The sequence below is a fragment of the Pseudogemmobacter bohemicus genome (assembly GCF_003290025.1).
GTDB lineage: Bacteria > Pseudomonadota > Alphaproteobacteria > Rhodobacterales > Rhodobacteraceae > Pseudogemmobacter > Pseudogemmobacter bohemicus.
The window spans coordinates 530,088-555,505 of sequence record NZ_QNHG01000004.1 but is presented as its reverse complement, the minus strand read 5'-3'; the positions used below and the strand labels follow the sequence as shown (position 1 = coordinate 555,505).

Sequence of the window (25,418 nt, the reverse complement as noted above, 5' to 3'; positions counted from 1 at the left end):
CTTTGCGGGCGGCACCTGAGGGGTGCCGCCCCTGTTCCAACTGTCCCGCGATGGGACGCTCAGCCCGGAAAACCAATGACCCGCGCCAAGCTTCCGCCCTGGCTTCTCCTGCTCATGCCCGCCTTCCTGATCCTGGCGGCAGTGGTGCTGGTGCCGCTTTTGCTGTCCCTCTACTCCAGCTTCACCCCCTATCAGCTGACGCGTCCCGAGACGCTGTGGAAGATCAACTTCCCCTTCAACTATGAGAAGGCGCTGACCGATCCGGGCTTCTGGAAGGCTTTCGGGCGCACGGTGCTCTTGCTGACCATCGCGCTGAACCTTGAGATGCTGCTGGGTCTTGGCCTCGCGCTGATGGTCGCGAAAGTGCAGCGCGGCCAGCGCACGCTGCGCACCATGATGATGTTTCCGATGATGTTCTCGCCCATCCTGGTGGGCTTTATGTTCAAGTTCATCTTCAACGACAATGTCGGGCTGGTGAACAACGCGCTGCAATCCATGGGCCTGGCATCAACCGCGATCCCCTGGCTGGTCGATGGCAATCTGGCGCTTTTCGCGATCATCTGCGCCGAAGTGTGGATGAGCACCTCTGTCTTCGCGATCCTGATCCTTGCCGGCCTTTTCGCGCTGCCGCAGGACCCGCTGGAGGCCGCAAAGGTCGATGGCTGCACACCCTGGCAATCGTTCCGCTATGTGACGCTGCCCTTCCTCATGCCCTTCATCTATATCGCCATGGCGATCCGCAGCCTCGACGTCGCGCGTGCCTATGACATCGTTCAGGTGATGACCGGCGGCGGCCCCGCCAAACGGACCGAGCTTTTGTGGACCATGATCGGGCGCACCGGCTATGTCGATGCCCGCATGGGCTATGCCAATGCCATGGGCTATATCGCGATCCTCTTGTCGATCGCCTTCACCGTTTACTTCTTCCTCAAGCTGCAAAGCGCGCGGCGTGAGCTGGGCATGGGGGACTGATATGGCATCCGCCTCGCAACACCGTCTGCGCAAACGTCTGCTGAAGGCCGGCCATTTCATCGGCCTCTTCCTTGCCATGTGCGTGATCACCATTCCCGGCCTCTGGGTGGTGCTGAACTCGTTCCGCCCGACCGTCGAGATCATGGCGAAACCGCCGGTCTGGATCCCGAACAGCCTGAACCTCGACCATTACCGCGCCATGTTCGGCGGCGCGGGGCAGGGGGGCATCCCGGTCTGGACCTATTTCACCAATTCGCTGATCATCTCGGTCACCTCGACCCTGATCGCTTTGCTGATCGGGATGGCCGGGGGCTATGCCTTTGCCCGCTATAAGTTCAAGGGCAAGGCGATGACCTTCGTGATGCTGATGGCGACCCGCGCGGTGCCTGGTGTCGCGCTGTCGCTGCCCGTGTTCATCATCTTTGGCCGCACCGGGCTGATCGACACCCATCTGGGCATGATCCTTGTCTATGTCGCGCTGAATGTCCCCTTCACCATCTGGCTGATCGACGGCTTTTTCCGCCAGGTCCCGAAAGAGCTGGCCGAGGCCGCCGAAATCGACGGCTGCACCCGCTGGCAGGCCTTCTGGCGTGTGGAATTCCCGGTCGCCCGTGCTGGCATCGCAAGCGCCGGTATCTTCGCCTTCCTGACCTCCTGGAACGAATATGCCCTGGCCTCGCAGCTGACGCGCTCGGTTTCGTCCAAGACGATGCCGGTCGGTCTTCTCGACTTCACCTCGCAATTCACCCTGAACTGGGGCGGCATGTGCGCCCTTGCGGTCCTGATGATCATCCCCGCGCTGATCCTGACCTTCCTCGTTCAGAAACATCTGATCGCCGGCCTGACCTTCGGCGGCGTGAAAGGATAAGCCATGGCCCAGGTCCATCTGAAAAACGTCAAGAAAAGCTATGGCGCGCTGGATGTCGTGCATTCGATCAATCTCTCGATTGCCGAGGGCGAATTCGTCGTGCTGGTCGGCCCCTCGGGCTGCGGCAAGTCGACGACTTTGCGCATGGTGGCGGGGCTGGAGGACATCTCGGGCGGTGAGATCCTGATTGGCGACCGCGTCGTCAATGATCTGCCGCCACGGGAGCGCAACCTTGCGATGGTGTTCCAGAATTACGCGCTTTATCCGCATATGACGGTGCGCGAAAATCTGGGCTTTTCGCTGAAGATCGCGAAGAAGAGCCAGGCCGAGATCAACAAGGCCGTCGATGAAGCCGCCGAAATTCTGGCCCTCACGCCGCTGCTCGACCGCAAACCCGGAGCCCTTTCCGGCGGCCAGCGCCAGCGCGTCGCCATGGGCCGCGCCATTGTGCGCCATCCGGATGTGTTCCTCTTCGACGAGCCGCTCTCGAACCTCGATGCGAAACTGCGCACCCAGATGCGGGTCGAGATCAAGAAGCTGCACCAGAAGGTCGGCTCGACGGTGATCTATGTCACCCATGACCAGATCGAGGCGATGACCCTTGCCGACCGTATCGTGATCATGCGCGACGGCCATATCGTCCAGGTCGGAACCCCGCTGGAAGTCTTTGAAAACCCGGTGAATACCTTTGTCGCGACCTTTATCGGCTCGCCGCCGATGAACCTGCTGACCGGCGTGGTCGGCGGCAATCAGATCGGGCTCACGGATGGCACCACGATCCCGCTGCCGCCCGGCGTGAAACTGGCCGACGGGCGCCGCGTGCAGCTTGGCATCCGCGCCGACAACATCATGCCGGATGGCCATGCGCTGCCACCCACCGCCCATATGGCCCATGTCGATATGAAGGTGGTGCTGTCGGAGCCGCTTGGCACCGAGACGGTGCTCTTCGCCCAGCTCGCCGGCACCGAGGTCCAGGCCAAGATGCTGAACCCGCGCCCGGTGACCCCGGGCGAGGTGCTGCGCTTTGGCATCGCGCTCGACAAATGCCATATCTTCGACGCTGAAACCGGCCTGAATCTGAGGGGCTGAGCCATGGCTTTGATCACCCGGGCCGAGGCCTTCATCGTTGATCTGATCCCAAAGGTGAAACGCACCGATGCGATCCAGTCCTTCAAAAGCCAGGAGACGATCTTCGTCCGGCTGTTTGACGCGGACGGGGCACAGGGCCTTGGCTACAGCTACACGATCGGCGATGGCGGCTGGTCGGTGCTGGAACTGCTGCGCCGCACCTTCCTGCCGCGGCTGATCGGTCGCGAGGCGGGGCTGATCGAGGCGATCTGGCGCGATCTGCTCTTCTCCTCGCATGCCACCGCCGTGGGTCCGATCATGGCGCTCGCCCAGGCCGCGATTGACACCGCGCTCTGGGATCTGCGCGGGAGCCGCACGGGCCTGCCGCTGCATGTGCTGGCGGGTGGCGCGAAGGCTGCGGTGCCGATGTATTCGACCGAAGGCGGCTGGCTGCATCTGGAGCCGGCGGCGCTGGTCGATGACGCGCTGGCGATGCGCGAGGCGGGGTTCCGGGGATCCAAGATCAAGATCGGCAAGCCGACAGTCGCCGGCGATGCCGCCCGGCTTGAGGCGGTGCGCAGTGCCCTGGGCGATGATTACGAGATTATGACCGACGCCAATCAGTCGATGACGCAGCCAGAGGCCTCGCGCCGCCTGAACCTCCTGGAACGCCTGAACATCGCCTGGTTCGAGGAGCCGCTGCCCGCCGATGATATCGCGGGCCACGCGCGACTGACCCGGCAATCCCGGGTGCCGATTGCCGTTGGCGAGTCGATGTATTCCCCGGGGCAGTTCGCCGATTATATCCAGGCTGGTGCCTGTGGCATCGTCCAGGCCGATGTGGCGCGGATCGGCGGCATCACGCCCTGGCTCAAGGTCGCCCATATGGCCGAGGCGCATAACCTGATGATCTGCCCGCATTTCCTGATGGAACTGCATGTCTCGCTGGTTTGCGCCGTCCCGAATGCGCCCTGGCTGGAATATATCCCGCAGCTTGACGATATCGCGGCGCCGATGGCCCGTGACGGCGGGCTCGCCCTGGCGCCGGTGGCACCGGGGCTGGGCATCGACTGGGACCATGATGCAATTGTCGCGCGGATCTCGGAAGGTTCGAAAATCACAATCACGGAGGGGGCGGCATGACGCGCTATGGCTCGGTGATCGGCCTCTCGGAAGAGGGCAAGGCCGCGTATCTCAAACTCCATTCCGAGGTCTGGCCTGCAGTGCTGGCAAAGATCTCGGACTGTCACATATCGAACTATTCCATCTTCCTGAAAGAGCCGGAGAACCTTTTGTTTTCCTATTTCGAATATTCCGGCAAGGATTTTGCCGGCGATATGGCGAAGATGGCCGCCGATCCCGAGACCCAGAAATGGTGGGCGGTCAACAAGCCGCTGCAACGTCCGCTCGAGACGCGCGAGACGGGGGAATGGTGGGCGGGAATGTCGGAAATCTTCCACCATGACTGATCTGATCCAAAGCATCACCCCCCCGAAAACGGCATTGCCGATTGTGATCCTCGGCGCGGGTTCCATCGTCTCGGACGCGCATCTGCCGGCTTATGCAAAGGCCGGGTTCCAGGTGGCCGGGATCTATGACCCCGACCAGAACAAGGCCCGCGCGATCCTGCCGCCTGGCGCCGTGGCCTATGGGTCAATGGCCGAGGCGACGGCGCCAGGCACCGGCGCGGTCTATGACATCGCCGTGCCGCCCGCCGCGATCCCGGGCGTGCTGAACGCCCTGCCCGAAGGGGCGGTGGCGCTGATCCAGAAACCGCTGGGATCGGACCTCGGGGCGGCGGATGAGATCATCCGCATTCTTCGCGCCCGCAAGATCCGCGCGGCAGTGAATTTCCAGCTGCGGTTTGCTCCGATGTGCCTTGCCCTGAAGGATGCCATTGCGAAGGGGTTGCTGGGCGAAGTGGTCGATTTCGACGCCTGGCTGGCGCTGGATACGCCCTGGCATCTCTGGGCCTTCCTCAAAGATCTGCCCCGGGTCGAGATCCTGCTTCATTCGATCCATTATCTTGATTTCGTTCGGGATATCCTGGGGAACCCCGAAGGGGTGCATGCGAAAACCATGGGGCATCCGACCTCATCGGTCTCGAATACCCGCAGCTCAGTCATCCTTGATTACGGGCAAAAGGCGCGCGCCAATCTCTCGATCAACCACAACCACGCCTTTGGCCGCCAGTTCCAGGCCTGCGAGTTCCGCATCTGCGGCACCAAGGGCGCGGCTTATCTGAAACTCGGCGTCAATCTCGATTACCCGAAGGGCGAGCCGGATGAGCTCTGGCTCAACACAGGTGACGAATGGCGGCAGATCCCGCTCTCCGGCAACTGGTTCATCGAGGCTTTCATCGGCCGGATTACCCAGGTGATGCGCTACGCCGTGGGTGAAGACGCCGAATTGCAGGGCAGCGCCGAAGATGCCTGGCACACAATGGCCCTTGTCGAGGCCGCATATGAATCCAGCGCGAAACCCGCGCATCCGATCAGGACTTCCCCCGATGCTTGAACAGGTGAAATATTACGAGGATTACGAAATCGGCGAGGCGCGCGACACGGTCGGGCGCACCATCACCGAGACCGATTTCGTCGTCCATGCCGGCCATTCGGGCGATTTCTTCCCGCATCACCTGGATGCGGAATTTTGCAAGACGCTGCCCTTTGGCCAGCGCATCGCGCATGGTACGATGGTGTTCACCATCGGCGTCGGCCTGACCGCGACCATCATCAATCCGGTCGCATTTTCATATGGTTACGACCGGATGCGCTTTGTGAAACCCGTCTTCATCGGCGACACCATCCGTTCGCGCGTCGAGATCATCTCGAAAGAGCTGATGGAAAAGCGCCCCGGATACGGGCGCGTGACCGAACGTCTCACGGTCACCAAACAAACAGGTGAAACCGCCCTGGTCGCCGACCACATCTATATGGTGGAGTGCCGCAAGTGAGCGGAAAATCCTCATTCGGGCCGTTCCTGCTTTTGTCCGACAAGGACAATGTGCTGGTCGCGCGCGCCAATTCGCCCGAAGGGTTGCAGGTCGCGCTGGAAGGCGGCCAGGTCATCCTCAGCCGCCCGATCCCGATGGCCCATAAAATTGCGCGCCGTGATATCGCGGCGGGTGATGTGATCCTGAAATACGGCATGCCCATCGGTATCGCGACCACGGCGATCCGGGCGGGCGAGCATGTGCATGTCCATAATATCCGTTCGGCCTATACGCCCACGCATATGTTGCAAGACGCCGATGGCCGCAGCGCGGGGGTGTCATTATGAGCGAGATTCAGGCGTTTCTGCGGTCTGATGGCCGCAAGGGGATCCGCAACACGCTGGTTGTGGCCTATCTGGTCGAATGTGCGCATTTCGTGGCCTCGGAAATCGTGCATCAGTTCAGGAATACCCCCCATGAGGGCGAGGTGCAGCTGATCGGATTCCCCGGCTGCTATCCGAATGAATATGCGGCGCAGATGATGGAGAAGCTTTGCACCCATCCAAATGTCGGCGCGGTGCTGTTCGTGTCTTTGGGATGCGAGAGTTTCGACAAGGTGCGCGCTGCCAATGCGGTCGACAGCTCAAACCGGCCGGTCAAGACGCTGGTGATCCAGCGGGCGGGGGGGACACGATCGACGATCCAGGCGGGGGCGGACTGGATCCGTCAGACCCTGGCGCAGATCGCCGAAGTGCCGCGCGTCCGGATGGGGGTTGATGAGCTGATCATCGGCACGGTTTGCGGCGGATCAGACGGGACCAGCGGCATCTCGGGTAACCCGGCGGCGGGCAAGGCGTTCGATCTGCTGGTCGCCGAGGGCGCCGCCTGCATCTTCGAGGAAACCGGCGAGCTGATCGGCTGCGAAGAGATCATGGCGGCCCGCGCGGTGACGCCTGAACTCGGGAATATCCTGCGAGAAAGCGTGCAAAAGGCCGAACGCTATTATGCGACGCTGGGCTATGGGTCGTTTGCGGCGGGGAATGCGGCGGGCGGGCTTTCCACCATCGAGGAAAAGTCGCTCGGTGCCTATGTGAAATCCGGCGACAGCCCGATTTCGGGTCTGATCAAACCGGGCGATATTCCCCCCAGCGGCGGGCTTTATCTGATGGATGTGGTGCCGGATGGGGATGTGCGTTTTGGCTTCCCGAATATCTCGGACAATGCCGAAATCGTCGAGATGATCGCCTCGGGTGCCCATATGACGCTGTTCGTGACCGGGCGTGGCTCGGTCGTCGGTTCGGCCATTTCGCCGGTGATCAAGATCTGTGCCAACCCCGACACCTACCGCAATCTCGCCGAAGACATGGATGTCAACGCGGGCGATATTATCGAAGGTGTCCGTTCGATCCCGGAGGTCGGCCAGGAGATCCATGACCTGGTGCTGGCGGTGGCGGCGGGGCGGCAGACCAAATCCGAAGAGCTCGGCCATCGCGAGTTCATCCTGACCTATAAGAGCTTTGAACCTATCGGCCCGGCCTGTTTGCCGGGTGCGGCCTGAGGAGAGAGAGATGCAGAGACTGCAGGGGAAACGCGCGCTGATCACGGCGGCAGGGCAGGGGATCGGCCGCGCCAGCGCCGAGCGGATGGCGGCCGAGGGCGCCGAGGTTATCGCGACCGATGTGAACCCAGGCCTGGTTGAGGGCCTCGCGGGCGTGCCGGGGATCACCGCGAAGGTTCTGAACGTGCTGGACGCGGGCGCGATCACCGCTTTGGTCGATGAGGTCGGGCCGGTCGATATCCTCTTCAACTGCGCCGGGGTCGTCCATAACGGCACCGTGCTGGAGGCGTCTGAGTCTGAGTGGGATTTCGCCTTTGATCTGAACGCCAAAGCGCAGTTCCGTATGATCCGCGCCGTGCTGCCGGGGATGATCGCCAGGGGCAATGGCTCGATCATCAATATGTCTTCGGTTGCGGGGCCGAAGAAAGGCCCGATCAACCGGGCGGTCTATTCCGCGTCCAAGGCCGCCGTGGTCGGCCTGACCCGGGCTGTCGCCGCCGATTATGTTGCGCAAGGCATCCGCTGCAATTCGATCTGTCCCGGCACCGTCGACAGCCCCAGCCTGCATGAACGCCTCAAGGCCACCGGCGATTACGAGGGCGCGCTGAAGGCCTTTATCGGCCGCCAGGCGATGGGCCGTCTGGGCCGGGCGGATGAAATCGCTGCGCTGGTCTGCTATCTGGCCTCGGACGAAGCGGGCTTCACCACCGGGACCGAACATGTCATCGACGGTGGCTGGACCACCTGAGGAGAGGAGCTGCTATGAAACTGGTACGTTATGGCGCGCGGGGTGCCGAAAAGCCCGGCCTGATCGACGCGAATGGCGCGCTGCGCGACCTGTCCGCCCATGTCCCGGATATTGCCGGCGAGATGTTGGCGGATCTGTCGGCCCTGAAAAAACTCGACCCGGCATCGCTGCCGCTGGTCGCGGGCGATCCACGCCTCGGCGCCTGTGTCGGTCAGACCGGCAAATTCATCTGTATCGGGCTGAATTATTCCGACCATGCGGCGGAAAGCGGCATGGCTGTGCCTCCCGAGCCGGTGATCTTCGCGAAATACACCTCGGCCATTTGCGGGCCGGATGATCCGATCCTGATCCCGCGTGGATCGGAGAAGACCGACTGGGAGGTCGAGCTGGCTGTGGTGATCGGCAAACGCGCGAAATACGTCTCCGAAGCCGACGCGATGGAGCATGTCGCGGGCTATTGCGTCTGCAACGATGTCTCGGAACGCGCCTATCAGATCGAGCGCTCGGGCCAGTGGTCCAAGGGCAAAAGCTCGGACAATTTCGGCCCGATCGGCCCCTGGCTGGTGACGAGGGACGAGGTCAAAGACCATGACAACCTGCATATGTGGCTGAAGGTGAATGGCGAGACCATGCAGGACGGGTCGTCCAGCACCATGGTCTACAAGATCCCGTTCCTGGTCTCTTATCTGTCGCAATTCTTCACCCTGCATCCGGGCGATGTGATCTCGACCGGCACGCCGCCCGGCGTCGGTCTGGGGATGAAGCCGCCGCGCTATCTGAAGGCGGGCGATGTGGTGGAACTGGGAATCGAGGGCCTTGGCACACAGCGCCAGGTCTGCGAGGACGATGCCTGAGGAAGAAAGGGGGCGCTCGCGCCCCCTCTGAGCCTTTGCAGGCTCATTCACCCCCTGAGGATATTTAGAGACAGATGAAAACAGCAGCCCTTTTCATCTGTCTCTAAATATCCTCGGGGGGAGCGCCGTCAGGCGCCGGGGGGCAGACAGCCCCCCGCTTCCGCGCTCAGCCAGAGGTAGCGAATTTCAGGCACATGGGGGTGCCGATTGCCAGAAAGCGACCGATTTCGGTCAGGATTCCGCTTGCTTCATCGCGGCCCAGCACGCTGACCCGGTCGGAATTCTGGTTTGCCACCAGCAGATGACGGCCGGACGGTGTCAGCGCGATATTGCGCGGTGTGGTGCCGCCGCAGGTGATCAGGCGCTGTGAGATCAGCTTGCCTGTAAGAGCCTCCACCTCCATCTGCACGATGCTGTCATGCCCCCTGTTGGCGCCATAGAGAAAGCGGCCATCCGGGGAGATCGCCAGATCCGAGCAATGGTTCCCGGCCAGCGCCTCCCCGGGCACGGTGATCCTGCGATCTGTCTCGGTCAGCGCGCCTGTCGCCGCATCACGACGAAAGGCGGTGATCGAGGAATCGAGCTCGTTGATGGTAAAGAGAAACGCGCCGTCCGGGCTCAGTACCATATGCCTTGGGCCGGCGCCGGGGCGGGTTGGGGTTTGGTGCAGCCTTATCGTTGTGCCATCCGCCCCCGGCCGGTAGCTCACAAGCGCATCCATCCCGAGATCGGCGACGATCAGAATACCGTCGGGCAATTCGGCCACGCTATGGGCATGGGCGCGTTCCTGGCGCGCGGGATCGGGGCCACTTCCCTGATGTGCGACGGCGCCCACAGCCGGCGAGAGGCTGCCATCCGCACGGATGTCGAACACCACCAGCGACTGATCGGGACCGCCTTCGCCGACGGTATAATTCACCACATAAAGCCGTTTGCCATCGCGCGAGATCAGGTTATGCGCTGTGATGCTGCCAAGGCTGGGCTGGGTGTTCAGATAGCAAAAGCCTCCCTTATCCGGCTGATAGCGCAGGGCGGTGACGAGACCCTCACGCCATTCGGCCACTTCGGAACTGGCATAGATATGGCGCCCGTCCGGGGTGACCGAAAGGAAGGTCGGATTGTCGATCCCGGGGAAATGCGCTTTTTGCGTGAAGGTCAGGCGCTCTTCGTCAAAGGCGAAAGCATAGAGCCCGTCCCCCCGCGCGCCCTGGAAATACGGCGTCTCGCGGTTCAGCGTGCCGATGAACAAAAGCAGCTCTGCGGACATTTCTCTCCTCCCTCCGGAATGGGCCTCGCAAGTTTTTGCGGCAGGCTGTATTCCATATGTAAAATATCTTGCTGCCAGTAAACTGTGTTGACCTCCTCCCGTCAATTCGTAGCATCGCAAGATGAAATTTCACAGGTGAAACCATGAGCGATGTGGAAGACGAGGGCCGCTACCGGGCGCCGGCGCTGGATAAGGGGCTCGATATGATCGAGCTTCTGGCCGAGCGTGAAGAGGGGATGACGCTGAAAGACATCGCCACCGCGCTCGGCCGCTCTCCGACCGAGCTATACCGCATGCTCGACCGGCTGGCGCGCAGGGGCTATGTCGCGCGCTATGGCGACAGCTATCAGCTGACGCTGAAGCTGTTTTTGCTGGCCCATCTGCGCCCGCCGATCCGCCGGCTGGTGGCCCAGGCAATGCCGGCAATGCGCCGCTTTACCAATGCGGCAGAGCAGGCCTGCCATCTGGTCAAATATGACCGCGGCGATCTGGTGGTGATCGCCCAGGTCGAGGCGCCGGGCTATTGGGGCGTTACCATCCGCGTCGGCGCGCAGATCGGTCTGGTCAATTCCGGATCGGGGCATGTCTTCCTCGCCTTTGCCTCGCCTGAGGAAAAGGCCCTTATGTATGAAGAACATGAGCCTATGCCCTATGAGGTGCCGCCGCCCGGGCTGGACGAACGCCTGCGTGAGGTGCGTCGCCAGGGCTATGAGGCGATGGAGAGCCAGCAGACCCCGGCGGTCGCCAACCTTTCTGTGCCGATCCTTGGGGCCAATGGCGCCGTGCTTGCGGTTCTGACCTGCCCCTTCGTGCGACGGCTGGAAAATCCCAATGCGCCGGATCGCGAAAGCGTCCTTCGGCTTTTGCTGGAAATCGGGCGCGAGCTTTCGGGCCAGGGCGAACCTGCCGCTTAGGCTTCTGCCTTCCGGGCCACGGGAACCGGCGCCGCGCTTCGGACAGCCTCTTCAGCCTCTCGCAAGAGCCCGCCCAAGGCGGGCTTTTCGCTGTTTGCGCCAATTTTCCGTCTTGCGACGACTTTCCATAAATGAAATGATCCTTCAAATACGAAACTGTCTCGCGCCTTCGGGAGGGGCGCGACGGGGGGAGAAAGCCAGAGATGACGACCTATTCCGCAGAGCTGCCCGGGTCAGGATCAGGGGCAGGGTCAGAGGGGCTGCCGCTTGAAGGGCTTGTCGTCCTTGATATGAGCCAGTTCCTTTCGGGGCCCTATTGCTCGTTGCGGCTGGCGGATCTGGGTGCGCGGGTGATCAAGATCGAGCGCCCCGATGGCGGCGATCTCTCGCGCCGGCTCTACCTCTCGGATACCGAAATCGGCGGCGATTCCACGATTTTCCACGCGATCAATCGCGGTAAGGAAAGCCTTGCGATCAATATGAAGGACGCGGGCGATCTGGCGGCGCTGAAAAAGCTGATCGCGCGTGCCGATGTGCTGATCCAGAATTTCCGCCCCGGGGTGATCGAACGGCTGGGCCTTGATTACGAGGCCGCCCGGGCGATCAATCCGGGCCTCGTCTATGCCTCGATCTCGGGCTATGGCGATGAGGGCCCCTGGGTGATGCGCCCGGGCCAGGATCTCCTGGCCCAGGCGCGTTCGGGTCTGATGTGGCTGAATGGCGATGAGGGTCAGGGACCGGTGCCTTTCGGCCTTGCGGTCGCGGATATGCTGGCAGGTGCCGCCTGCTGCCAGGGGGTTCTGGCGGGGCTGGTCCGGAAAGGGATCACCGGCAAGGGCATGCATGTGCAGACCTCGCTGATGGAGGCGCTGATCGACTTCCAGTTCGAGGTGCTGACCACCCATCTGAATGACGGGCGCCGGGTGCCGAAACGCTCGGAATTCCGCTCGGCCCATGCCTATCTCTCGGCGCCATACGGGGTCTATCAGGCGAAAGATGGCTGGCTGGCGATTGCGATGACGCCGATTGCCCGGCTGGCCGATCTGATGGGGATCGGAACGCTGGCGCCTTACCTCGACGATCCGAAACTGGCCTTCTCGCAGCGCGACACCATCAAGCGGCTGATTGCCGACCAGGTCGCGACGGCTACGGTGGATCACTGGCTTTCCGTGCTGGAACCCGCCGATATCTGGTGCGCCAAAGTGCTCGACTGGCCGGAATTACTGCAATCCGAGGGGATGCGCGTCCTTGATATGCTGCAAACCGTCACCCGCGAGGATGGGGTTTCCATCGAGACCACCCGCCTGCCGATGCGGTTGAACGGGTATCGCCCTGCGAAAACCGGCGCCGCACCGCTGATCGGCGCCCATTCCGCCGCAATCCGCAAGGAGTTCGACCTGTGATCAAGCTGAAAGGTATGACCTGGAGCCATCCGCGCGGCTATGATCCGATGGTCGCCTGTTCGACCGTCTGGGCCGCAGAAAAGGGTGTCGAGATTACCTGGGAAAAGCGCTCGCTCCAGGATTTCGAAAGCTATCCGGTCGAAGACCTCGCCCGCGCCTATGATCTGATCGTGATCGACCATCCGCATGTCGGCCAGATCACCCGCGAGAATTGCCTCGCCCCTCTCGATCTGCCGGGTCGCGCGGCTGAGCTCGCGGCCCTGGCGGCGGGATCCGTGGGCGCGAGTTTCCCCAGCTATACCTGGCAGGGGCGGCAATGGGCCTTCCCGATTGATGCCGCGACCCAGGTGCTGGCCTGGCGCCCCGATCTGATCGACGCAGCGCCGGCAAGCTGGGCCGAGGTGGTGGCGCTGGCGAAAGAGGGCCGCGTTGCGCTGCCGCTGCGTCCGCCGCATTCGCTGATGTCGCTTTACACCCTGGCCGGCAATATCGGCGCGCCCTGCGCGGTGACCGGCGATGCGATCATCGCCCCCGCGACCGGCGCCGAAGTCTGGGAGATGCTGCGCGAGATCGCCGATCTGATCGACCCGGCCTGTGCCGGCCAGGACCCGATTGCGGTCTTTGAGGAGATGGCAAAGCCCGACAGCCGTATCGCGGTGGCGCCCTTGATCTATGGCTATGTGAATTACGCCATTCCCGGCTTCCGCCCCCGGCTGATCCGCTTTGCCGATATGCCGGTGGCGGGTGCGAATGGCCCGGTCGGCTCGGCGCTTGGCGGTACAGGGATCGCGGTTTCAGCCTTTTCCGGGGCCCGTGAGGCGGCGGTGGATTTCGCTTACTGGATCGCCTCGGGCGCGGTGCAAAAGGGGGTCTTTGCGGGTTCGGGCGGTCAGCCCGGCCATGCGGCGGCCTGGGAAGATGCCAGCGTCAACGCGGCGACCTCGGATTTCTACCGCGCCACAAGGGCGACTCTGGAGCGTGCCTGGGTTCGCCCGCGCCATGACGGCTATATGGATTTCCAGCATGCGGCCTCGACCCGCATCACCGAAGGGCTGGCCGCCCGCGAAGCCGCCGGTCCGGTGATCGCCGATATCAACCGGCTGTTCCGGGAGAGTTTCTGAGAAGAAGGACAGGCCGGGACAAGCCGGCGTCACTATGGGGAGGAGGAACCCGATGAAGATGAGACTGCACGGATTTTGCGCCGCGACAGTGGTGGTGGCCTTTGCGCTGCCGGCTTTCGCGCAATCGGTGGAAGAGGTGATCGCGGCCCTGCCCGAGGGGCTGAAATCGCAATATCAGGGTGCGCCCCAGACCATCGCGACCGGGCCGCTTGCCGATTTCACCCCGAAAGCAAAGCCTTACAAATGGTGCCATTCGGAAAGCTATCAGGGCAATCCCTGGCGCGTCTCGGTCACCAATGAGCTGAAACGCCTGGTCGACGGGCTGATCGCCGAGGGCGTGGTCACGGATTTCGAGGTCTCGGATTCCAATGGCGATGTCGGCCAGCAGATCAGCCAGATCCGCGCCTTTATCGACAAGGGCTGTGGCGTGATCACCTCGATCCCGGGCTCGGCCACCGGGCTGGATGAGGCGATCCAGGCGGCGGCCGATGCGGGGATTCCCTTCATCACGGCGGCAGGCTCGGTCACCGCGCCTTCGGCGGTGAATGTCGACAGCAATTATTCCCGCTGGGGCTATGAGATGATGGATGCCATCGGCAAGGCGCTGCCCGGGGGTGGCAATGTGCTGATCGTCGAGGGCATTGCAGGCCACCCGATTGTGGCACAGGAACGCGCCGGGGCCGATGCGGCTATGGCGCAGTATCCGAACCTGAAAATCGCCCGTGTCGTCAATGGCGACTGGACGGCGAATGTCACGAAAACCGTTGTGCTGCAGACGCTTGCCACCAATCCGGCGCCGATTGATGCCGTCTGGTCGGCGGGGTCGGAAAGCCGCGTGATCGCTGAGGCCTTTACGGAAGCCGGCCGTCCGGTGCCGCTGATCACCGGCTCGATCACCGGCGATGCGCTTGGTTACTGGAAAGCGAACCCCGAAGGCTACCGTTTCGAGGGTCACGCCGTGCTGCCGGGCTGGACGGCGCAGACGCTTTACCGCACCGCCGCACGGATCATGGAGGGCCAAAAGCCGGTTCTCAACACGCTGATGATCCCCCTGCCGCCGGTGCATGAGGCGGATCTTGCGGCCTGGGCGCAGGATTGCATGACGCCCGACGCGGTCTCGGTCTTCCCGGTGCCTCCGACCGATCCAATGCCCGAGGACTGGCTGGACGCCTATTTCGCCAATCCCGCGCCCAGCCCGGCCTGGGATTATGCGACTGTCCCCGCCGCCTGCGCCAACTGATCCGGCCCCCAAAACCGCGCGCGCCGAAGGGTGCGCGCGGCATGGCACGAAAGGCATGACGATGCTGGAGATTTCCGGCCTGACAAAGCGCTATGGCGAGACGCTGGCGCTCAGCGAGGCCACGATCCGCTTTCGCCCCGGCACCATCCACACGATCCTTGGCGAAAACGGCTCGGGGAAATCGACGCTGGTGAAACTCCTGTCGGGCATCGTGGCGCCTGACAGCGGCACCATCCTGATGGAGGGGCGCGCGGTCACCGCCCGCAACCCCGCCGGCTTTCGCAAGGCCGGTTTCGCCACCGCTTTTCAGGAAGTGCTGATCGCGCCCGACCGCAGCGTGACCGACAATATCCTCCTGGGCCTTGACGGGCTTTTTCGCCGCCATATCCCGCGTGAGGCGCGCCGCGCCCGGGCGGAGGCGGTGCTTTCGCGCTTTGCCTGCACCCGCATCGACCCCGATGCGCTGGCGGGGGCGCTGCCGCTGGCGTCGCAGCAGCTGGTTGTACTGGCCCGGGCCGTCGCGCGCGATCCGCGCGTGCTGATCCTGGATGAGATCACCGCCGCTCTGGATTTCGCCGACCGCGATTCCGTCTTTGCCTTTATGAAACGGACTGCGGCGACGGGGGCGGCGCTTTTGTTCATCACCCATCGCATGGATGAGGTCATGGCGCTTTCAGACGATATTTCGGTGCTGCGTTCGGGGCAGGTGGTGCGCTCGGGGCCGCGCGGGGATGCCGCGCCCGCCGATCTGCTGGCGCTGATGGCGCCGGAAGGGGGGCGGCATGGCTGAGCTGAGCGCAAAGGGCCTTGTGCTGCGCCCCGGCGTGGGCGCGATTTCCGCCCGGGTCGCCCCCGGCGAGATCCTGGGCCTTGCCGGGCTGGACGGCCATGGCCAGGACCAGTTCCTGCGCAGTCTTGCCGGGCTGGAAAAGATCCCTGGCACGGTGGCGCTGAACGGCACCCGCATCGCGAATTTCCGCGAGGCCGGACGCGCCCGCATCGTTTATGTGCCGCGTGACCGCCGCTCGACCGGCATTTTCCCGGGCCTCTCGATCCTTGACAATTTCGCCATTGCGACCGCCGGGCGCGACCGCCGTGGCCCGCTGATCTCGCCCGCCGCGCGCCGCGCCCGCTATGAGACCTGGCGCGAGCGGCTGCAGATAAAAGCGCCCTCTCCCGAGGCGCCGATCACCGCGCTTTCGGGCGGCAATCAGCAAAAAGTGCTGCTGGCACGGGCGCTTGCGCGCGAGCCCGAGGTTCTGCTGCTGAACGATCCGACCCGTGGCGTCGATGTGGCCACGCGGCATCTGCTATACGATCTGTTCCGCGATCTGGCGCAAGGCGGCATGGCGCTGGTGATCCTTTCTTCCGAGATCGAGGAGATCCTGGCGCTGAGCCACCGTGTCCTTGTGTTTCGCGACCATGAAATCGCGGCGGAACTGGCGGGAGAGGCGATGCAGACCGCCGCCGTCATCGCCGCCATGTTCGGGAGGGCCGGCTGATGCGCCTGATGGGACGCTATACCTTTGCGATCGCGATTCTGATCGTGCTGCTGGTGGCCAATCTGGTGATGAATCCGGCGCGGTTTCACCCTGCGGCCTGGGGGACGCTTCTGGGCATGGCGGCGCCGCTGATCGGGGCGGCTCTGGCCTCGACGCCGGTGATCCTTGCCGGGCGGGGCGGTATCGACATCTCCGTCGGGCCGGTGATGGCGCTGGTCTCGGCGGTGGTGATCAAGGTGCTTTACCTTGATCATGGGCTCGCCTCGCCTTTGATCCTCTGGCCGGCCGCGCTGCTGATCGGCGGGCTGATCGGGGCTTTCAACGGGTTCATGGCGGTGGTGGTACGGGTGCAGCCCATCGTGGCGACGCTGGGAACCTATCTGATCCTTGGCGGGCTGACCCTGACCATCCTGCCCGCCCCTGTCGGCCCGGCGCCGGACTGGCTGAAGGCCATGGCGGGGGGCTGGAGCTTTCTGCCGCTTGGCGTGATCGCCCTGATCTGGTGGGCGCTGAGCCGCACACCCTTCAATGACCAGCTGATGGCGGTGGGCTCGGACGACCGCGCGGCCTATACAGCCGGGGTGCCGGTCTCGCTGATCCGCTTCCTAGCCTATGTAATCACAGGCCTGCTGGCGGCGGCGGCGGGGATGATGCTGACCGCGCTGATCGGGTCGGCGGATCCGAAGGTGGGCGCCAATTACACGCTGATCGCGATTGCCGCCGTGGCGCTTGGCGGCGTCAGCCTTGCCGGCGGCAAAGGCGGCCTGCTGGGGGCCGCGATCGGAGCCTTTGACATCTTCCTGCTGCAAAGCCTGCTGACCACGTTCAACCTCTCGACCTATGTGCTGCAGGTCGCTTATGGCGCGATCCTTGTCAGCGCGGTCGTGCTGATCGCGCTCCAGGATCGCGGCGCGAAAAGGAGCCATGCATGAGCCGGATTTTCACGGGACAGATTTTCACCGGAATGAAGGCCCGCATCTTTGGCGCTTTCCTGGTTGCGGGCGCGCTGCATCTGATCGGCACCCTGTTGATCCCGGGCTATTCGGCGCCCTTTGCGATAAGGGCGCTGCTGGTGATTGCGGCGCTGCTGGCGGTGGCCTCGGTCGGGCAGACGCTGGTGGTGATCCTGGGTGGCATCGATCTGTCGATCCCTTTCGTGATCGGCTTCGCCAATGTGGTCGCGGCCCAGTTATACGGGCAGGGCTGGCATTTCGGGCTGGTCTGTCTGGTGGTCTTTGGTCTTGCCATCATGATCGGGGCGCTGAACGGGGCGCTCTCGAAGGGGCTGAACATCCACCCGCTGATCGTGACTTTGGGCATCGGCATGATCGTCCAGGGCCTGGTGCTGATCTGGACCAAAGGCTTCCCGGCAGGCTCCGCCCCGAAAGCGGTCTCGGCCTTCGTCTCGATCGGAGGTTCTTTCGGCCCGCTGCCGGTGCCGGCTTTGATCCCGGCGTTGCTGGTCCTGATTCTCCTCGTCGTGCTGGTGATGGAGCGCACGCCCTGGGGACGTCAGCTTTACGCGCTTGGCTCGAACCCGGGGGCGGCGCCCTGGGCGCTGATCAACCCGCTCTGGATCTGGACCTCGACCTTCGCGGCATCGGCATTTTTCGCGGCACTTGCGGGGATCCTGCTGCTGGGCTTTACCGGCTCGGCTTACGGCGATGTCGGCCAGCCCTACCTCTTCCAGACCATTGCGGCTGTGGTCGTCGGAGGCGCCGCGCTGATCGGTGGACGCGGGAGTTACATCGGCACCATCGCGGGTGTGCTGGTGCTGACCGAGATCAATACGCTGCTGATCGGCTTGAACTTCTCGCCCGCCTCGGTACAGGCTGCCTTTGGCGCGATCATCCTGCTGCTCGTCTCGCTATACGGACGCGAGCGCCATTTCCGCACAACTGTCTGAACCGGATCCGACCCATGCGCCTGAGCGATTGCCATAATTTCCACGACTTCCGCCGCCTGGCAAAGCGCCGCCTGCCGGGGCCTATCTTCAACTATATCGACGGCGCCGCCGATGACGAGGTGACGCTGCGCCGGAATACCGCCGCCTTCGAGACCGTCGATCTGGTGCCGAATATCCTGCGGGGCGTGGCCGATATCGACCTCTCGACCACGGTGATGGGGCAGAAACTGGATCTGCCGGTCTATCTGTCCCCGACCGCGTTGCAGCGGCTGTTCCACCATGAGGGCGAGCGCGCCACGGGGGCGGCGGCCGAGGCCTATGGCACCATGTTCGGCTGTTCCTCGCTGGGCACCGTCTCGCTGGCCGAGCTGAAGCAGAAACACAAAAATCCGCAGGTCTATCAGTTCTATTTCCACAAGGACCGGGGCCTGAACCGCGCCATGATGCAATCGGCGAAAGAGGCTGGCATCAATGTGATGATGCTGACGGTGGACAGTATCACCGGCGGCAATCGGGAGCGCGATCTGCGCACGGGTTTTTCGATCCCATTCCGGCTGACGCTGGGCGGTATGTTCCAGTTCGCGATCAAGCCGGCCTGGGGGATCAACTATGTCACCCATGAGAAATTCAGCCTGCCGCAACTGGATGCGCATATCGACATGAAGGGCGACAGCCTGACCATCGGGCGCTATTTCACCGAGATGCTCGACCCTTCGATGACCTGGGATGATGTCGAGGCTTTGCGCGCGGAATGGGGTGGCGAGTTCTGCCTGAAAGGCGTGATGAGCACCGAAGACGCGCGCCGCGCCGCCGATATCGGCTGTTCGGGGATTGTGCTGTCGAACCATGGCGGGCGGCAGCTTGACGGATCGCGCACCGGCTTTGATCAGCTGGATGAGGTGGTGCAGGCGGTGGGCGACCGGCTTGATGTGATGATTGACGGCGGCATCCAGCGTGGGACGCATGTGCTGAAAGCGCTGAGCCTCGGGGCAAAGGCGGTGGGGCTCGGGCGGTTCTATCTGTTTGCGCTGGCCGCAGCAGGGCAGGCCGGGATCGAGCGCGCGCTTGGCCAGATGAAGGCCGAGCTGATCCGCGACATGCGGCTGATGGGGGCGAAGAACATCGCCGCGCTGAACCGCGACAATCTGCGCTTTCGCTGAGGCCGGCCGGTTTCCCCGACTTGCCGGGGCGGTTCCGGATGATCACCGGCGGGGCTGGCGGAGGGCGATGCGGTGATCAGACTAATGCAGCGGTTCGCGATGCTTTCCCCGCTGATGCTGGCCATCGGTGCCGGGCCGCTTATGGCCTTTGACAGCGAGGCTTTTCGCGAAAACCGGCGACCGGCCTGGTGTCCCGACAAGGTGCTGGGCTTCGAGTGCCAGGAGCCGCGTGCGGGCATGTGGGACGCGCTTCGCACGGTTTTGAAACCCGGGATGACGCAAGAGGAGGTACGGGTCCTGCCTGGCCCCGCCGATCAGGTCTCCGATCCGGTCGCCGGGCAGGTCGCGGGACAGGGTACAGAGCAATACTGGACCTATGAGATGGGGCTGCAATGGATCGACACCCTGTTCCTTGTGCTGGTCTTCGACGCCGATGGCAGGCTGTTGGAAATCCGCGAAACCCAGGGGTGAGGCAGGTCTGAGCCGCTGCCGGGGCCGCGCATCACGCGATGCGGCAGGGCAGAAAGCGGCGGTTTTGCAAATTTCGTGATCAGGGCAAAAAAGGCTTGATCCGGCGCATCTTGCACCACGCACCCCGGATCTGGCGTGAAATCAGGCGAAAATGGCCTGAAATAACCGGGAAATCGGCGATTTATGCTTGCTGCGCTGCAGCACCTGGCAAAGATCCGCCAGTCTCCGAAATATGCCGAAACAAAAACTTGATTCAAATCTGTTTCCCCGGCTTTGTCCTGCCAAAGCCCGGCGCAGACCGGGCCATGAGCAGATCAACGAGACTACGCCGGAACGGGACCTTATGATTTTCAGCGCTGCAAACCGCTTCTCCGGAGCATGGCCGTTCTCTGTGCCGCTCTGACCCTGAGCGCCTGTATGGGCCGCGATATTGCCCCGGAGGTTCCGGATCCGTCGATCTTCAGCAGCCTTGATTCGGGTCGCCAGGCGATGGCGTTGCTGGAGGCAAAGCAGAAGCAGTCCCTTGGTCAGCGCGTCTGGTGCGTGCCTTTCGCCCGCACCGCAAGCGGCGTTGATCTGCGCGGCGATGCGAAAACCTGGTGGAATGCGGCCGCCGGCCAATATGAGCGCGGCAGCCAGCCCCGCCCGGGTGCCGTGATGGCTTTCGCCGCGACGCGCCAAATGTCGCGCGGCCATATCGCAGTGGTCTCGGAAGTGGTCTCGGAGCGCGAGATCCGCGTCAACCATGCCAACTGGATCAAGAACAAGGTTCAGATGAATATGAAAGTGGTTGATGTCTCGGATAAAAATGACTGGAGCGACGTCAAGGTCGAGCGTGTGGCGGGCGAGATGGGGATCTCTTCCTATCCGATCAACGGCTTTATCTATCCGAACTGAGCCGCTTTCCGCGAGATCGTTCAATCAATAAATCAAATTGAAAAGGGGAGGCAGCGTGCCTCCCCTTTGTTGTTTATGCTTTGGTGCCTCAGCCCGGCTGTTTCGCAAAGCGCAGATAGGGCAGGCGGATGTCGAGCGGCCCGTATTTTTCTTCCGCCTGTTCGTTATTGAGGCTGAGCGCCACGATGACGTCCTGGCCGGGCTCCCAGTTGGCCGGGGCGGCGAGCGGCTTGCCATCGGTCAGCAGCACGGCGTCAACGGCGCGCAGGATCTCGGCAAAGTTGCGGCCCACCGACATCGGATAGTAGATGGTGAAGCGGACTTTCTTGTCCGGCCCGATGAAATAGACCGCGCGCACCGTGGCGGTATGGGCGGGGGTGCGGCCCTCGGTCGGGATGTAGTAATCGGCGGGCAGCAGGTCATAGGCCTTGGAGACCGCGAGGCTGGTATCGTCGATGATCGGGAAATCGGCCGGGGCGCCGCCGAAGGCCTCGATATCGCGCTTCCATTTCTCATGGTCGGCTTTGCCGTCGATCGAGAGGCCGATCACCTTGATGCCGCGCTTTGTCCATTCCGGGGCGAGCTGGGCCACGGCGGCGAATTCGGTGGTGCAAACCGGAGTGAAATCGCGCGGATGGCTGAACAGAAGGCCATAGCTGTCGCCAAGCCAGTCGTGGAATTTGATGGTGCCGGAGGTGGTCTCGGCGGTGAAGTCGGGGGCGATGTCGTTGATACGCACGGACATGGAAGGACTCCTCGGGAATTTCCTGAGCGAGATTTATGCCTTGTGGGAGGATATTTCATCCCCCTCCGGTGAACATCGCGGCAAATTAGAACGGCTTTCCTGAAATCATCGCAGGAAGAGGAAGGTTTCTGGCGTCGGGGAGGGGCCTCGCGCAGCGGATTTCCCTTTGGATGCCGGGCGGAGGATATCGCGCGCGGCGCGGGAACAGGCTTGCTTCCTGGCCCGGGAACAGGTTAATTTTGATCAAATCCTGTCAGCCGCCCCGAGTCACCGCTGCCAGCGTGGCTCCTGCACTCTGTCAAACCCGCAATCGAGGCCGGATATGCTTATCAAACGCGAATTCTACATCAATGGCGCCTGGGTCGCGCCCGCGAAGGCCCGTGATTATCAGGTGATCAACCCGTCGAATGAAGAGCCCTGCGCGGTGATTTCGCTGGGGGATCAGGCCGATACCGACCGCGCCGTTGCGGCGGCAAAGGTCGCGCTGCCGGCCTGGCGGGCGACGCCTCCGGCGGAACGCGCGCGGCTGGTGGCGGCTATCCTCGACCAGTACGAGGCGAGGAAGCAGGAATTCGCCGAAGTGATCGCGATGGAGATGGGGGCGCCGATTGACTTTGCGCTGGCCGAGCAGGCGCCCTGCCTGCCCTGGCATACCACCAACTTCCTGCGCGCTTTCGAGCATATCGAATGGATCCGCCCGCTGGGCGATCACGCGCCGGGCGCGGCTATCGCGCTGGAGCCGATTGGCGTCGTGGGGCTGATCACGCCCTGGAACTGGCCGGTGAATCAGATCGCGCTGAAGGCAATTCCGGCGATGCTGGCGGGCTGCACCTGTGTGCTGAAACCCTCGGAAGAGGCGCCGCTTGATGCGATGATGTTCGCCGAATTCTGCCACGCGGCGGGAATTCCGGCCGGCGTCTTCAACCTGGTGAATGGCGATGGGGCAGGGGTGGGATCGCAGCTCTCCACGCATAGCGATGTCGAGATGATCTCCTTTACCGGCTCGACCCGGGCGGGGCGCGCGATCTCGAAGGCCGCCGCCGAGACGCTGAAACGGGTGACGCTGGAACTTGGCGGCAAGGGGGCAAACCTGCTTTTCGCCGATGCGCGGCCCGATGCGGTGCGCTGGTCGGTGGCCAGGATGATGGAAAATACCGGGCAAAGCTGCAATGCGCCCTCGCGCCTGCTGGTCGAGCGGCCGGTCTATGACCGCGTGGTGGCCGAGGCCGCAGATCTCGCCAATGCGATCACGGTCGGGCCGGCGGATCAGCCCGGGAACCATATCGGCCCGGTGGTGAACAAACGGCAATGGGATCAGATCCAGGCCTATATCCGCAAGGGGATCGAAGAGGGCGCCCGCCTCGTCGCCGGTGGCCCGGACCTGCCCGAGGGCTTCAATCGCGGCTTCTATGTCAGACCGACCGTCTTTGCCGATGTGACGCCGGGCATGACCATCGAGCGCGAGGAGATCTTCGGCCCGGTCCTGTCGATCATCCCGTTTGACAGCGAGGAAGAGGCGGTCGCCATCGCCAATGACACGCCTTACGGGCTGACCAATTATGTCCAGACCGAAGATCAGACCCGTGCCAACCGGCTTGGCCGCGCGCTGGTCGCCGGCATGGTCGAGATGAACGGCAAGTCGCGCGGCGCCGGCGTGTTCTTCGGCGGCGTCAAACAATCCGGCCGCGCCCGCGAAGGCGGTATCTGGGGGCTTGAGGAATTCCTGGAGCCGAAGGCGATTTCCGGATACGATTTCGGGTCCTGAGACGCGGCTCCCCTATAGTGACTTCCCAGGCCGTAAAAGGCCCGGCCTCACCCCGGAAGGCATTGTCCTGCATGGGGCGAGGGCTTGAGGGACAGGCTTGTCCTGGCTGACGATAAGTTATGCGCTGTCGTAACGGCCAGGCGGCCTTCAGGGGCGGTATCTTCGCGGTGGCTGGCCCGTCATCAGGCGAGGGGGCGTACTGCCCGGGGGACAGAAGCAGTTTTGCCGGCCCGCCGCGCGCAGCATCTCACCGGTGCGAAAGCCGAACCGGGCAGGGGGTACAGCACAGGCCAGCACCGGGGGGCTGTCGCAACAGCGCCTCATGCAGGTTCTGGCCCGGGTCCGGCAGCCAGGGGTTCTGAGCAAAAGCGGAGGGAACAGCAGGATCCACGCGCCCCCCGGGTATGCCCCCCGATCCCGGGCCAGCCGGCCGGTGATCCGGCGCCGCGAAAGGGTCTTGCTGCTGCCATTGCTCCCGGGGGCTGACCTTTCGGCCCAGGGTCCTGGTTGTGCGGTCCCGGCCCTGGTGGGTCGGGTTTCGGAGGAGGCTGTCCGGATCTGAAGCCCGGATTTTGCAGATATATTCAACGGGCGTGGGGCCAGTGAGGCTTTTCATACGGCGCGCATAGCTGCAGGCAGTCCTGCCGTCGCCGAGGTGGTCCGCCACAGGTTGTGGCAGTCCTGGTGGAAGCGCCCGAGGGTCGCATCCCTGATCAAACGGCTCATCCGCCTGGCCTTCTTAACAATCCGGCAGAGCCGTCCCTGTATCACATTGGCTGCAAAGCAAGCGGGGCATCCATCGGGTTCCGGGTCCTGTGCCTGCAACATAAGATCAATAGGGGGAGAGAGCCGGTCCTCTGACCCGTCGCGCTGCAATAATTTCCATCAAGGCGCTGAAAATATGATTTCATTCGAGAAACCCGTTTGGTGCAGGTTGCGGCTCAATGGGGTGAGCTTCGGGGGGCGGCGCAGGGGCGGTTACCCCTTCAGCACGGTTTCCGGCAGAAATGTCGGTGGGATTTCGTCCCGTCCTTCGACCATGTGTGAGGCAAGCATCTCAGAGCAGAGCGGCGCCATGCCGAAGCCGGTTTTGAACCCGCCATTCGCGATGAAATGACCGGGCCGCTCTGGCCAGGCGCCAATCATCGGCGCCCGGCTTTTCGCGCGCGGGCGGATCCCGGCCCAGCGTTCCAGCACTTCCGCGCGTTCCAGCACCGGCAGTTGCGCGCGTGCCCGGGCCAGCAGATCCTCCGCCTGCGCGTCCGGGCCCGGCTCTTGCCAGACGGTTTCACTGGTGGACCCGATGGCAACCGTTCCATCGCCATGCGCAACGATATGCAGCCCAGGCGCGTAGATCTGCGGCGCGTCCTGTGCATCATGGCGCAGCAAAAGGGCCTGGCCCTTCACCCCGGCCCCGATCTTGCGCCCGATTGCGGCGGAAAGCGTGGCCAGCCCCTCATACCCCGTGGCATGCACCACCAGCCCGTGTTCCTCACCCTCGCCGATGATGATCCCGACCCCTTTCGCGCGCAGCGCCGCCGCGAGCGAAGCGAGCGCCCGGCGAGGAGAAATCCGCGCCGTCAGCGTATCCCGGATCAGCCAGCCTGCGGGCGAGACCGGCTCCCAGTCCGCACCCGTGGCCGGGATAACCAGCCATTCCGCCGCGCCCTGCCACACCTGCCGCGCCGCCGTTTCGCGCGCCCGCGCAAGGTCCAGCGCCGCCGCATCGGCGACCGGCTGCAACCGGCCCGCGCGCAGGTAAAGCGGATCGACCCCGCCAACCTGATGCACCTCGTCCCACCAGGTGCCCGCCATCAGGAGGCTCCGGAGCTGCAGCGCCTTCATCGCATTCCAGACCTCGGGCGCATGTGGCGCCAATGCGCCGACAAGCCCGCCCGAGGCGCCGGCCCCGACCCTGCGCGTCTCGATCACCTGCACCCGCAACCCGCGCTTCACGAGCGCCCAGGCCGTACTCAGCCCAAAGATCCCGGCGCCCCGGACCGTCACATCGACGCTTGCCATCC

26 protein-coding genes are annotated in these 25,418 nt (G+C 63.6%); 23 read left to right on the top strand and 3 right to left on the bottom strand.

Going from position 1 to position 25,418, the window contains the following annotated elements; all coding sequences use genetic code 11:
- Window positions 1–75 precede the first annotated feature (75 nt).
- Genes DRF71_RS21755 through DRF71_RS21705 form a run of 11 tightly spaced genes read left to right on the top strand, consistent with a single transcriptional unit; the run spans window position 76 to window position 9,003 of the window.
- Window positions 76–972 (top strand): carbohydrate ABC transporter permease, encoded by an 897-nt coding sequence (locus DRF71_RS21755; RefSeq protein ID WP_112312604.1) that lies wholly within the window; start codon window positions 76–78, stop codon window positions 970–972.
- A 1-nt stretch (window position 973) separates the two neighbouring features.
- Window positions 974–1,840: a carbohydrate ABC transporter permease gene (locus DRF71_RS21750; RefSeq protein ID WP_112312603.1), complete on the top strand. Its 867-nt coding sequence runs from the start codon at window positions 974–976 to the stop codon at window positions 1,838–1,840.
- 3 nt (window positions 1,841–1,843) lie between these two features.
- Window positions 1,844–2,929, top strand: coding sequence for an ABC transporter ATP-binding protein (locus tag DRF71_RS21745; RefSeq protein ID WP_112312602.1), 1,086 nt, complete (start codon window positions 1,844–1,846; stop codon window positions 2,927–2,929).
- Between the two features lie 3 nt (window positions 2,930–2,932).
- Window positions 2,933–4,051, top strand: coding sequence for a mandelate racemase/muconate lactonizing enzyme family protein (locus tag DRF71_RS21740; protein ID WP_112312601.1), 1,119 nt, complete (start codon window positions 2,933–2,935; stop codon window positions 4,049–4,051).
- Window positions 4,048–4,377 carry an L-rhamnose mutarotase gene (locus DRF71_RS21735; protein ID WP_112312600.1) on the top strand — a complete coding sequence of 110 codons (330 nt, stop codon included), beginning with the start codon at window positions 4,048–4,050 and terminating at the stop codon, window positions 4,375–4,377. The genes DRF71_RS21740 and DRF71_RS21735 overlap by 4 nt, the downstream gene beginning before the upstream one ends.
- A complete protein-coding gene (locus tag DRF71_RS21730; RefSeq protein WP_112312599.1) occupies window positions 4,370–5,425 on the top strand; it encodes a Gfo/Idh/MocA family protein in 1,056 nt (351 codons plus the stop codon). The genes DRF71_RS21735 and DRF71_RS21730 overlap by 8 nt, the downstream gene beginning before the upstream one ends.
- A complete protein-coding gene (locus DRF71_RS21725) occupies window positions 5,418–5,864 on the top strand; it encodes a MaoC family dehydratase (RefSeq protein WP_112312598.1) in 447 nt (148 codons plus the stop codon). The genes DRF71_RS21730 and DRF71_RS21725 overlap by 8 nt, the downstream gene beginning before the upstream one ends.
- Window positions 5,861–6,190 (top strand): UxaA family hydrolase, encoded by a 330-nt coding sequence (locus DRF71_RS21720; RefSeq protein ID WP_112312597.1) that lies wholly within the window; start codon window positions 5,861–5,863, stop codon window positions 6,188–6,190. The genes DRF71_RS21725 and DRF71_RS21720 overlap by 4 nt, the downstream gene beginning before the upstream one ends.
- Window positions 6,187–7,401: a UxaA family hydrolase gene (locus DRF71_RS21715; protein ID WP_112312596.1), complete on the top strand. Its 1,215-nt coding sequence runs from the start codon at window positions 6,187–6,189 to the stop codon at window positions 7,399–7,401. Before DRF71_RS21720 ends, DRF71_RS21715 begins: the two co-directional genes overlap by 4 nt.
- A gap of 10 nt (window positions 7,402–7,411) precedes the next feature.
- The gene (locus DRF71_RS21710) at window positions 7,412–8,149 is read left to right on the top strand and encodes an SDR family oxidoreductase (RefSeq protein ID WP_112312595.1); all 738 of its coding nucleotides are present in this window, start codon (window positions 7,412–7,414) and stop codon (window positions 8,147–8,149) included.
- 14 nt (window positions 8,150–8,163) lie between these two features.
- Window positions 8,164–9,003: a fumarylacetoacetate hydrolase family protein gene (locus DRF71_RS21705; protein WP_112312594.1), complete on the top strand. Its 840-nt coding sequence runs from the start codon at window positions 8,164–8,166 to the stop codon at window positions 9,001–9,003.
- A gap of 166 nt (window positions 9,004–9,169) precedes the next feature.
- Here the strand turns inward: DRF71_RS21705 and DRF71_RS21700 are convergent, their stop codons facing one another.
- Window positions 9,170–10,270 (bottom strand): lactonase family protein, encoded by a 1,101-nt coding sequence (locus DRF71_RS21700; RefSeq protein ID WP_112312593.1) that lies wholly within the window; start codon window positions 10,268–10,270, stop codon window positions 9,170–9,172.
- 143 nt (window positions 10,271–10,413) lie between these two features.
- Between DRF71_RS21700 and DRF71_RS21695 the strand changes: the two genes are divergently transcribed.
- From DRF71_RS21695 to DRF71_RS21645, 11 genes are all read left to right on the top strand, one after another.
- On the top strand, window positions 10,414–11,184 hold the full coding sequence (locus DRF71_RS21695; RefSeq protein ID WP_112312592.1) for an IclR family transcriptional regulator: 771 nt from the start codon (window positions 10,414–10,416) through the stop codon (window positions 11,182–11,184).
- A 203-nt stretch (window positions 11,185–11,387) separates the two neighbouring features.
- Window positions 11,388–12,587, top strand: a complete 1,200-nt coding sequence (locus tag DRF71_RS21690) for a CaiB/BaiF CoA transferase family protein (protein ID WP_112312591.1) — start codon at window positions 11,388–11,390, stop codon at window positions 12,585–12,587.
- Complete coding sequence (locus DRF71_RS21685; protein WP_198672307.1) at window positions 12,584–13,708, top strand: ABC transporter substrate-binding protein; 1,125 nt, start codon at window positions 12,584–12,586, stop codon at window positions 13,706–13,708. The genes DRF71_RS21690 and DRF71_RS21685 overlap by 4 nt, the downstream gene beginning before the upstream one ends.
- Window positions 13,709–13,760: 52 nt before the next feature.
- Window positions 13,761–14,948, top strand: coding sequence for an ABC transporter substrate-binding protein (locus DRF71_RS21680; protein ID WP_112312590.1), 1,188 nt, complete (start codon window positions 13,761–13,763; stop codon window positions 14,946–14,948).
- Window positions 14,917–15,738, top strand: a complete 822-nt coding sequence (locus tag DRF71_RS21675; RefSeq protein WP_232831627.1) for an ATP-binding cassette domain-containing protein — start codon at window positions 14,917–14,919, stop codon at window positions 15,736–15,738. Before DRF71_RS21680 ends, DRF71_RS21675 begins: the two co-directional genes overlap by 32 nt.
- Window positions 15,731–16,450, top strand: a complete 720-nt coding sequence (locus DRF71_RS21670; RefSeq protein WP_112312589.1) for an ATP-binding cassette domain-containing protein — start codon at window positions 15,731–15,733, stop codon at window positions 16,448–16,450. Before DRF71_RS21675 ends, DRF71_RS21670 begins: the two co-directional genes overlap by 8 nt.
- Window positions 16,450–17,382, top strand: coding sequence for an ABC transporter permease (locus DRF71_RS21665; RefSeq protein WP_112312588.1), 933 nt, complete (start codon window positions 16,450–16,452; stop codon window positions 17,380–17,382). The genes DRF71_RS21670 and DRF71_RS21665 overlap by 1 nt, the downstream gene beginning before the upstream one ends.
- On the top strand, window positions 17,379–18,356 hold the full coding sequence (locus DRF71_RS21660) for an ABC transporter permease (RefSeq protein WP_198672306.1): 978 nt from the start codon (window positions 17,379–17,381) through the stop codon (window positions 18,354–18,356). Before DRF71_RS21665 ends, DRF71_RS21660 begins: the two co-directional genes overlap by 4 nt.
- Window positions 18,357–18,370: 14 nt before the next feature.
- Window positions 18,371–19,516, top strand: coding sequence for an alpha-hydroxy acid oxidase (locus DRF71_RS21655; protein ID WP_112312587.1), 1,146 nt, complete (start codon window positions 18,371–18,373; stop codon window positions 19,514–19,516).
- Window positions 19,517–19,588: 72 nt separating this feature from the next.
- Window positions 19,589–19,987: a hypothetical protein gene (locus tag DRF71_RS21650; RefSeq protein WP_157971237.1), complete on the top strand. Its 399-nt coding sequence runs from the start codon at window positions 19,589–19,591 to the stop codon at window positions 19,985–19,987.
- Between the two features lie 417 nt (window positions 19,988–20,404).
- Window positions 20,405–20,884 carry a CHAP domain-containing protein gene (locus DRF71_RS21645; RefSeq protein ID WP_332872071.1) on the top strand — a complete coding sequence of 160 codons (480 nt, stop codon included), beginning with the start codon at window positions 20,405–20,407 and terminating at the stop codon, window positions 20,882–20,884.
- An 88-nt stretch (window positions 20,885–20,972) separates the two neighbouring features.
- Here DRF71_RS21645 and DRF71_RS21640 read toward each other — a convergent pair whose 3' ends face one another.
- Window positions 20,973–21,629, bottom strand: coding sequence for a peroxiredoxin (locus DRF71_RS21640; RefSeq protein WP_112312584.1), 657 nt, complete (start codon window positions 21,627–21,629; stop codon window positions 20,973–20,975).
- Between the two features lie 322 nt (window positions 21,630–21,951).
- Here DRF71_RS21640 and DRF71_RS21635 point away from each other — a divergent pair, with 322 nt between their 5' ends.
- Window positions 21,952–23,394 carry an aldehyde dehydrogenase family protein gene (locus DRF71_RS21635; RefSeq protein ID WP_112312583.1) on the top strand — a complete coding sequence of 481 codons (1,443 nt, stop codon included), beginning with the start codon at window positions 21,952–21,954 and terminating at the stop codon, window positions 23,392–23,394.
- A gap of 978 nt (window positions 23,395–24,372) precedes the next feature.
- Here DRF71_RS21635 and DRF71_RS21630 read toward each other — a convergent pair.
- A complete protein-coding gene (locus DRF71_RS21630) occupies window positions 24,373–25,416 on the bottom strand; it encodes an NAD(P)/FAD-dependent oxidoreductase (protein ID WP_112312582.1) in 1,044 nt (347 codons plus the stop codon).
- Between the last annotated feature and the right edge of the window lie 2 nt (window positions 25,417–25,418).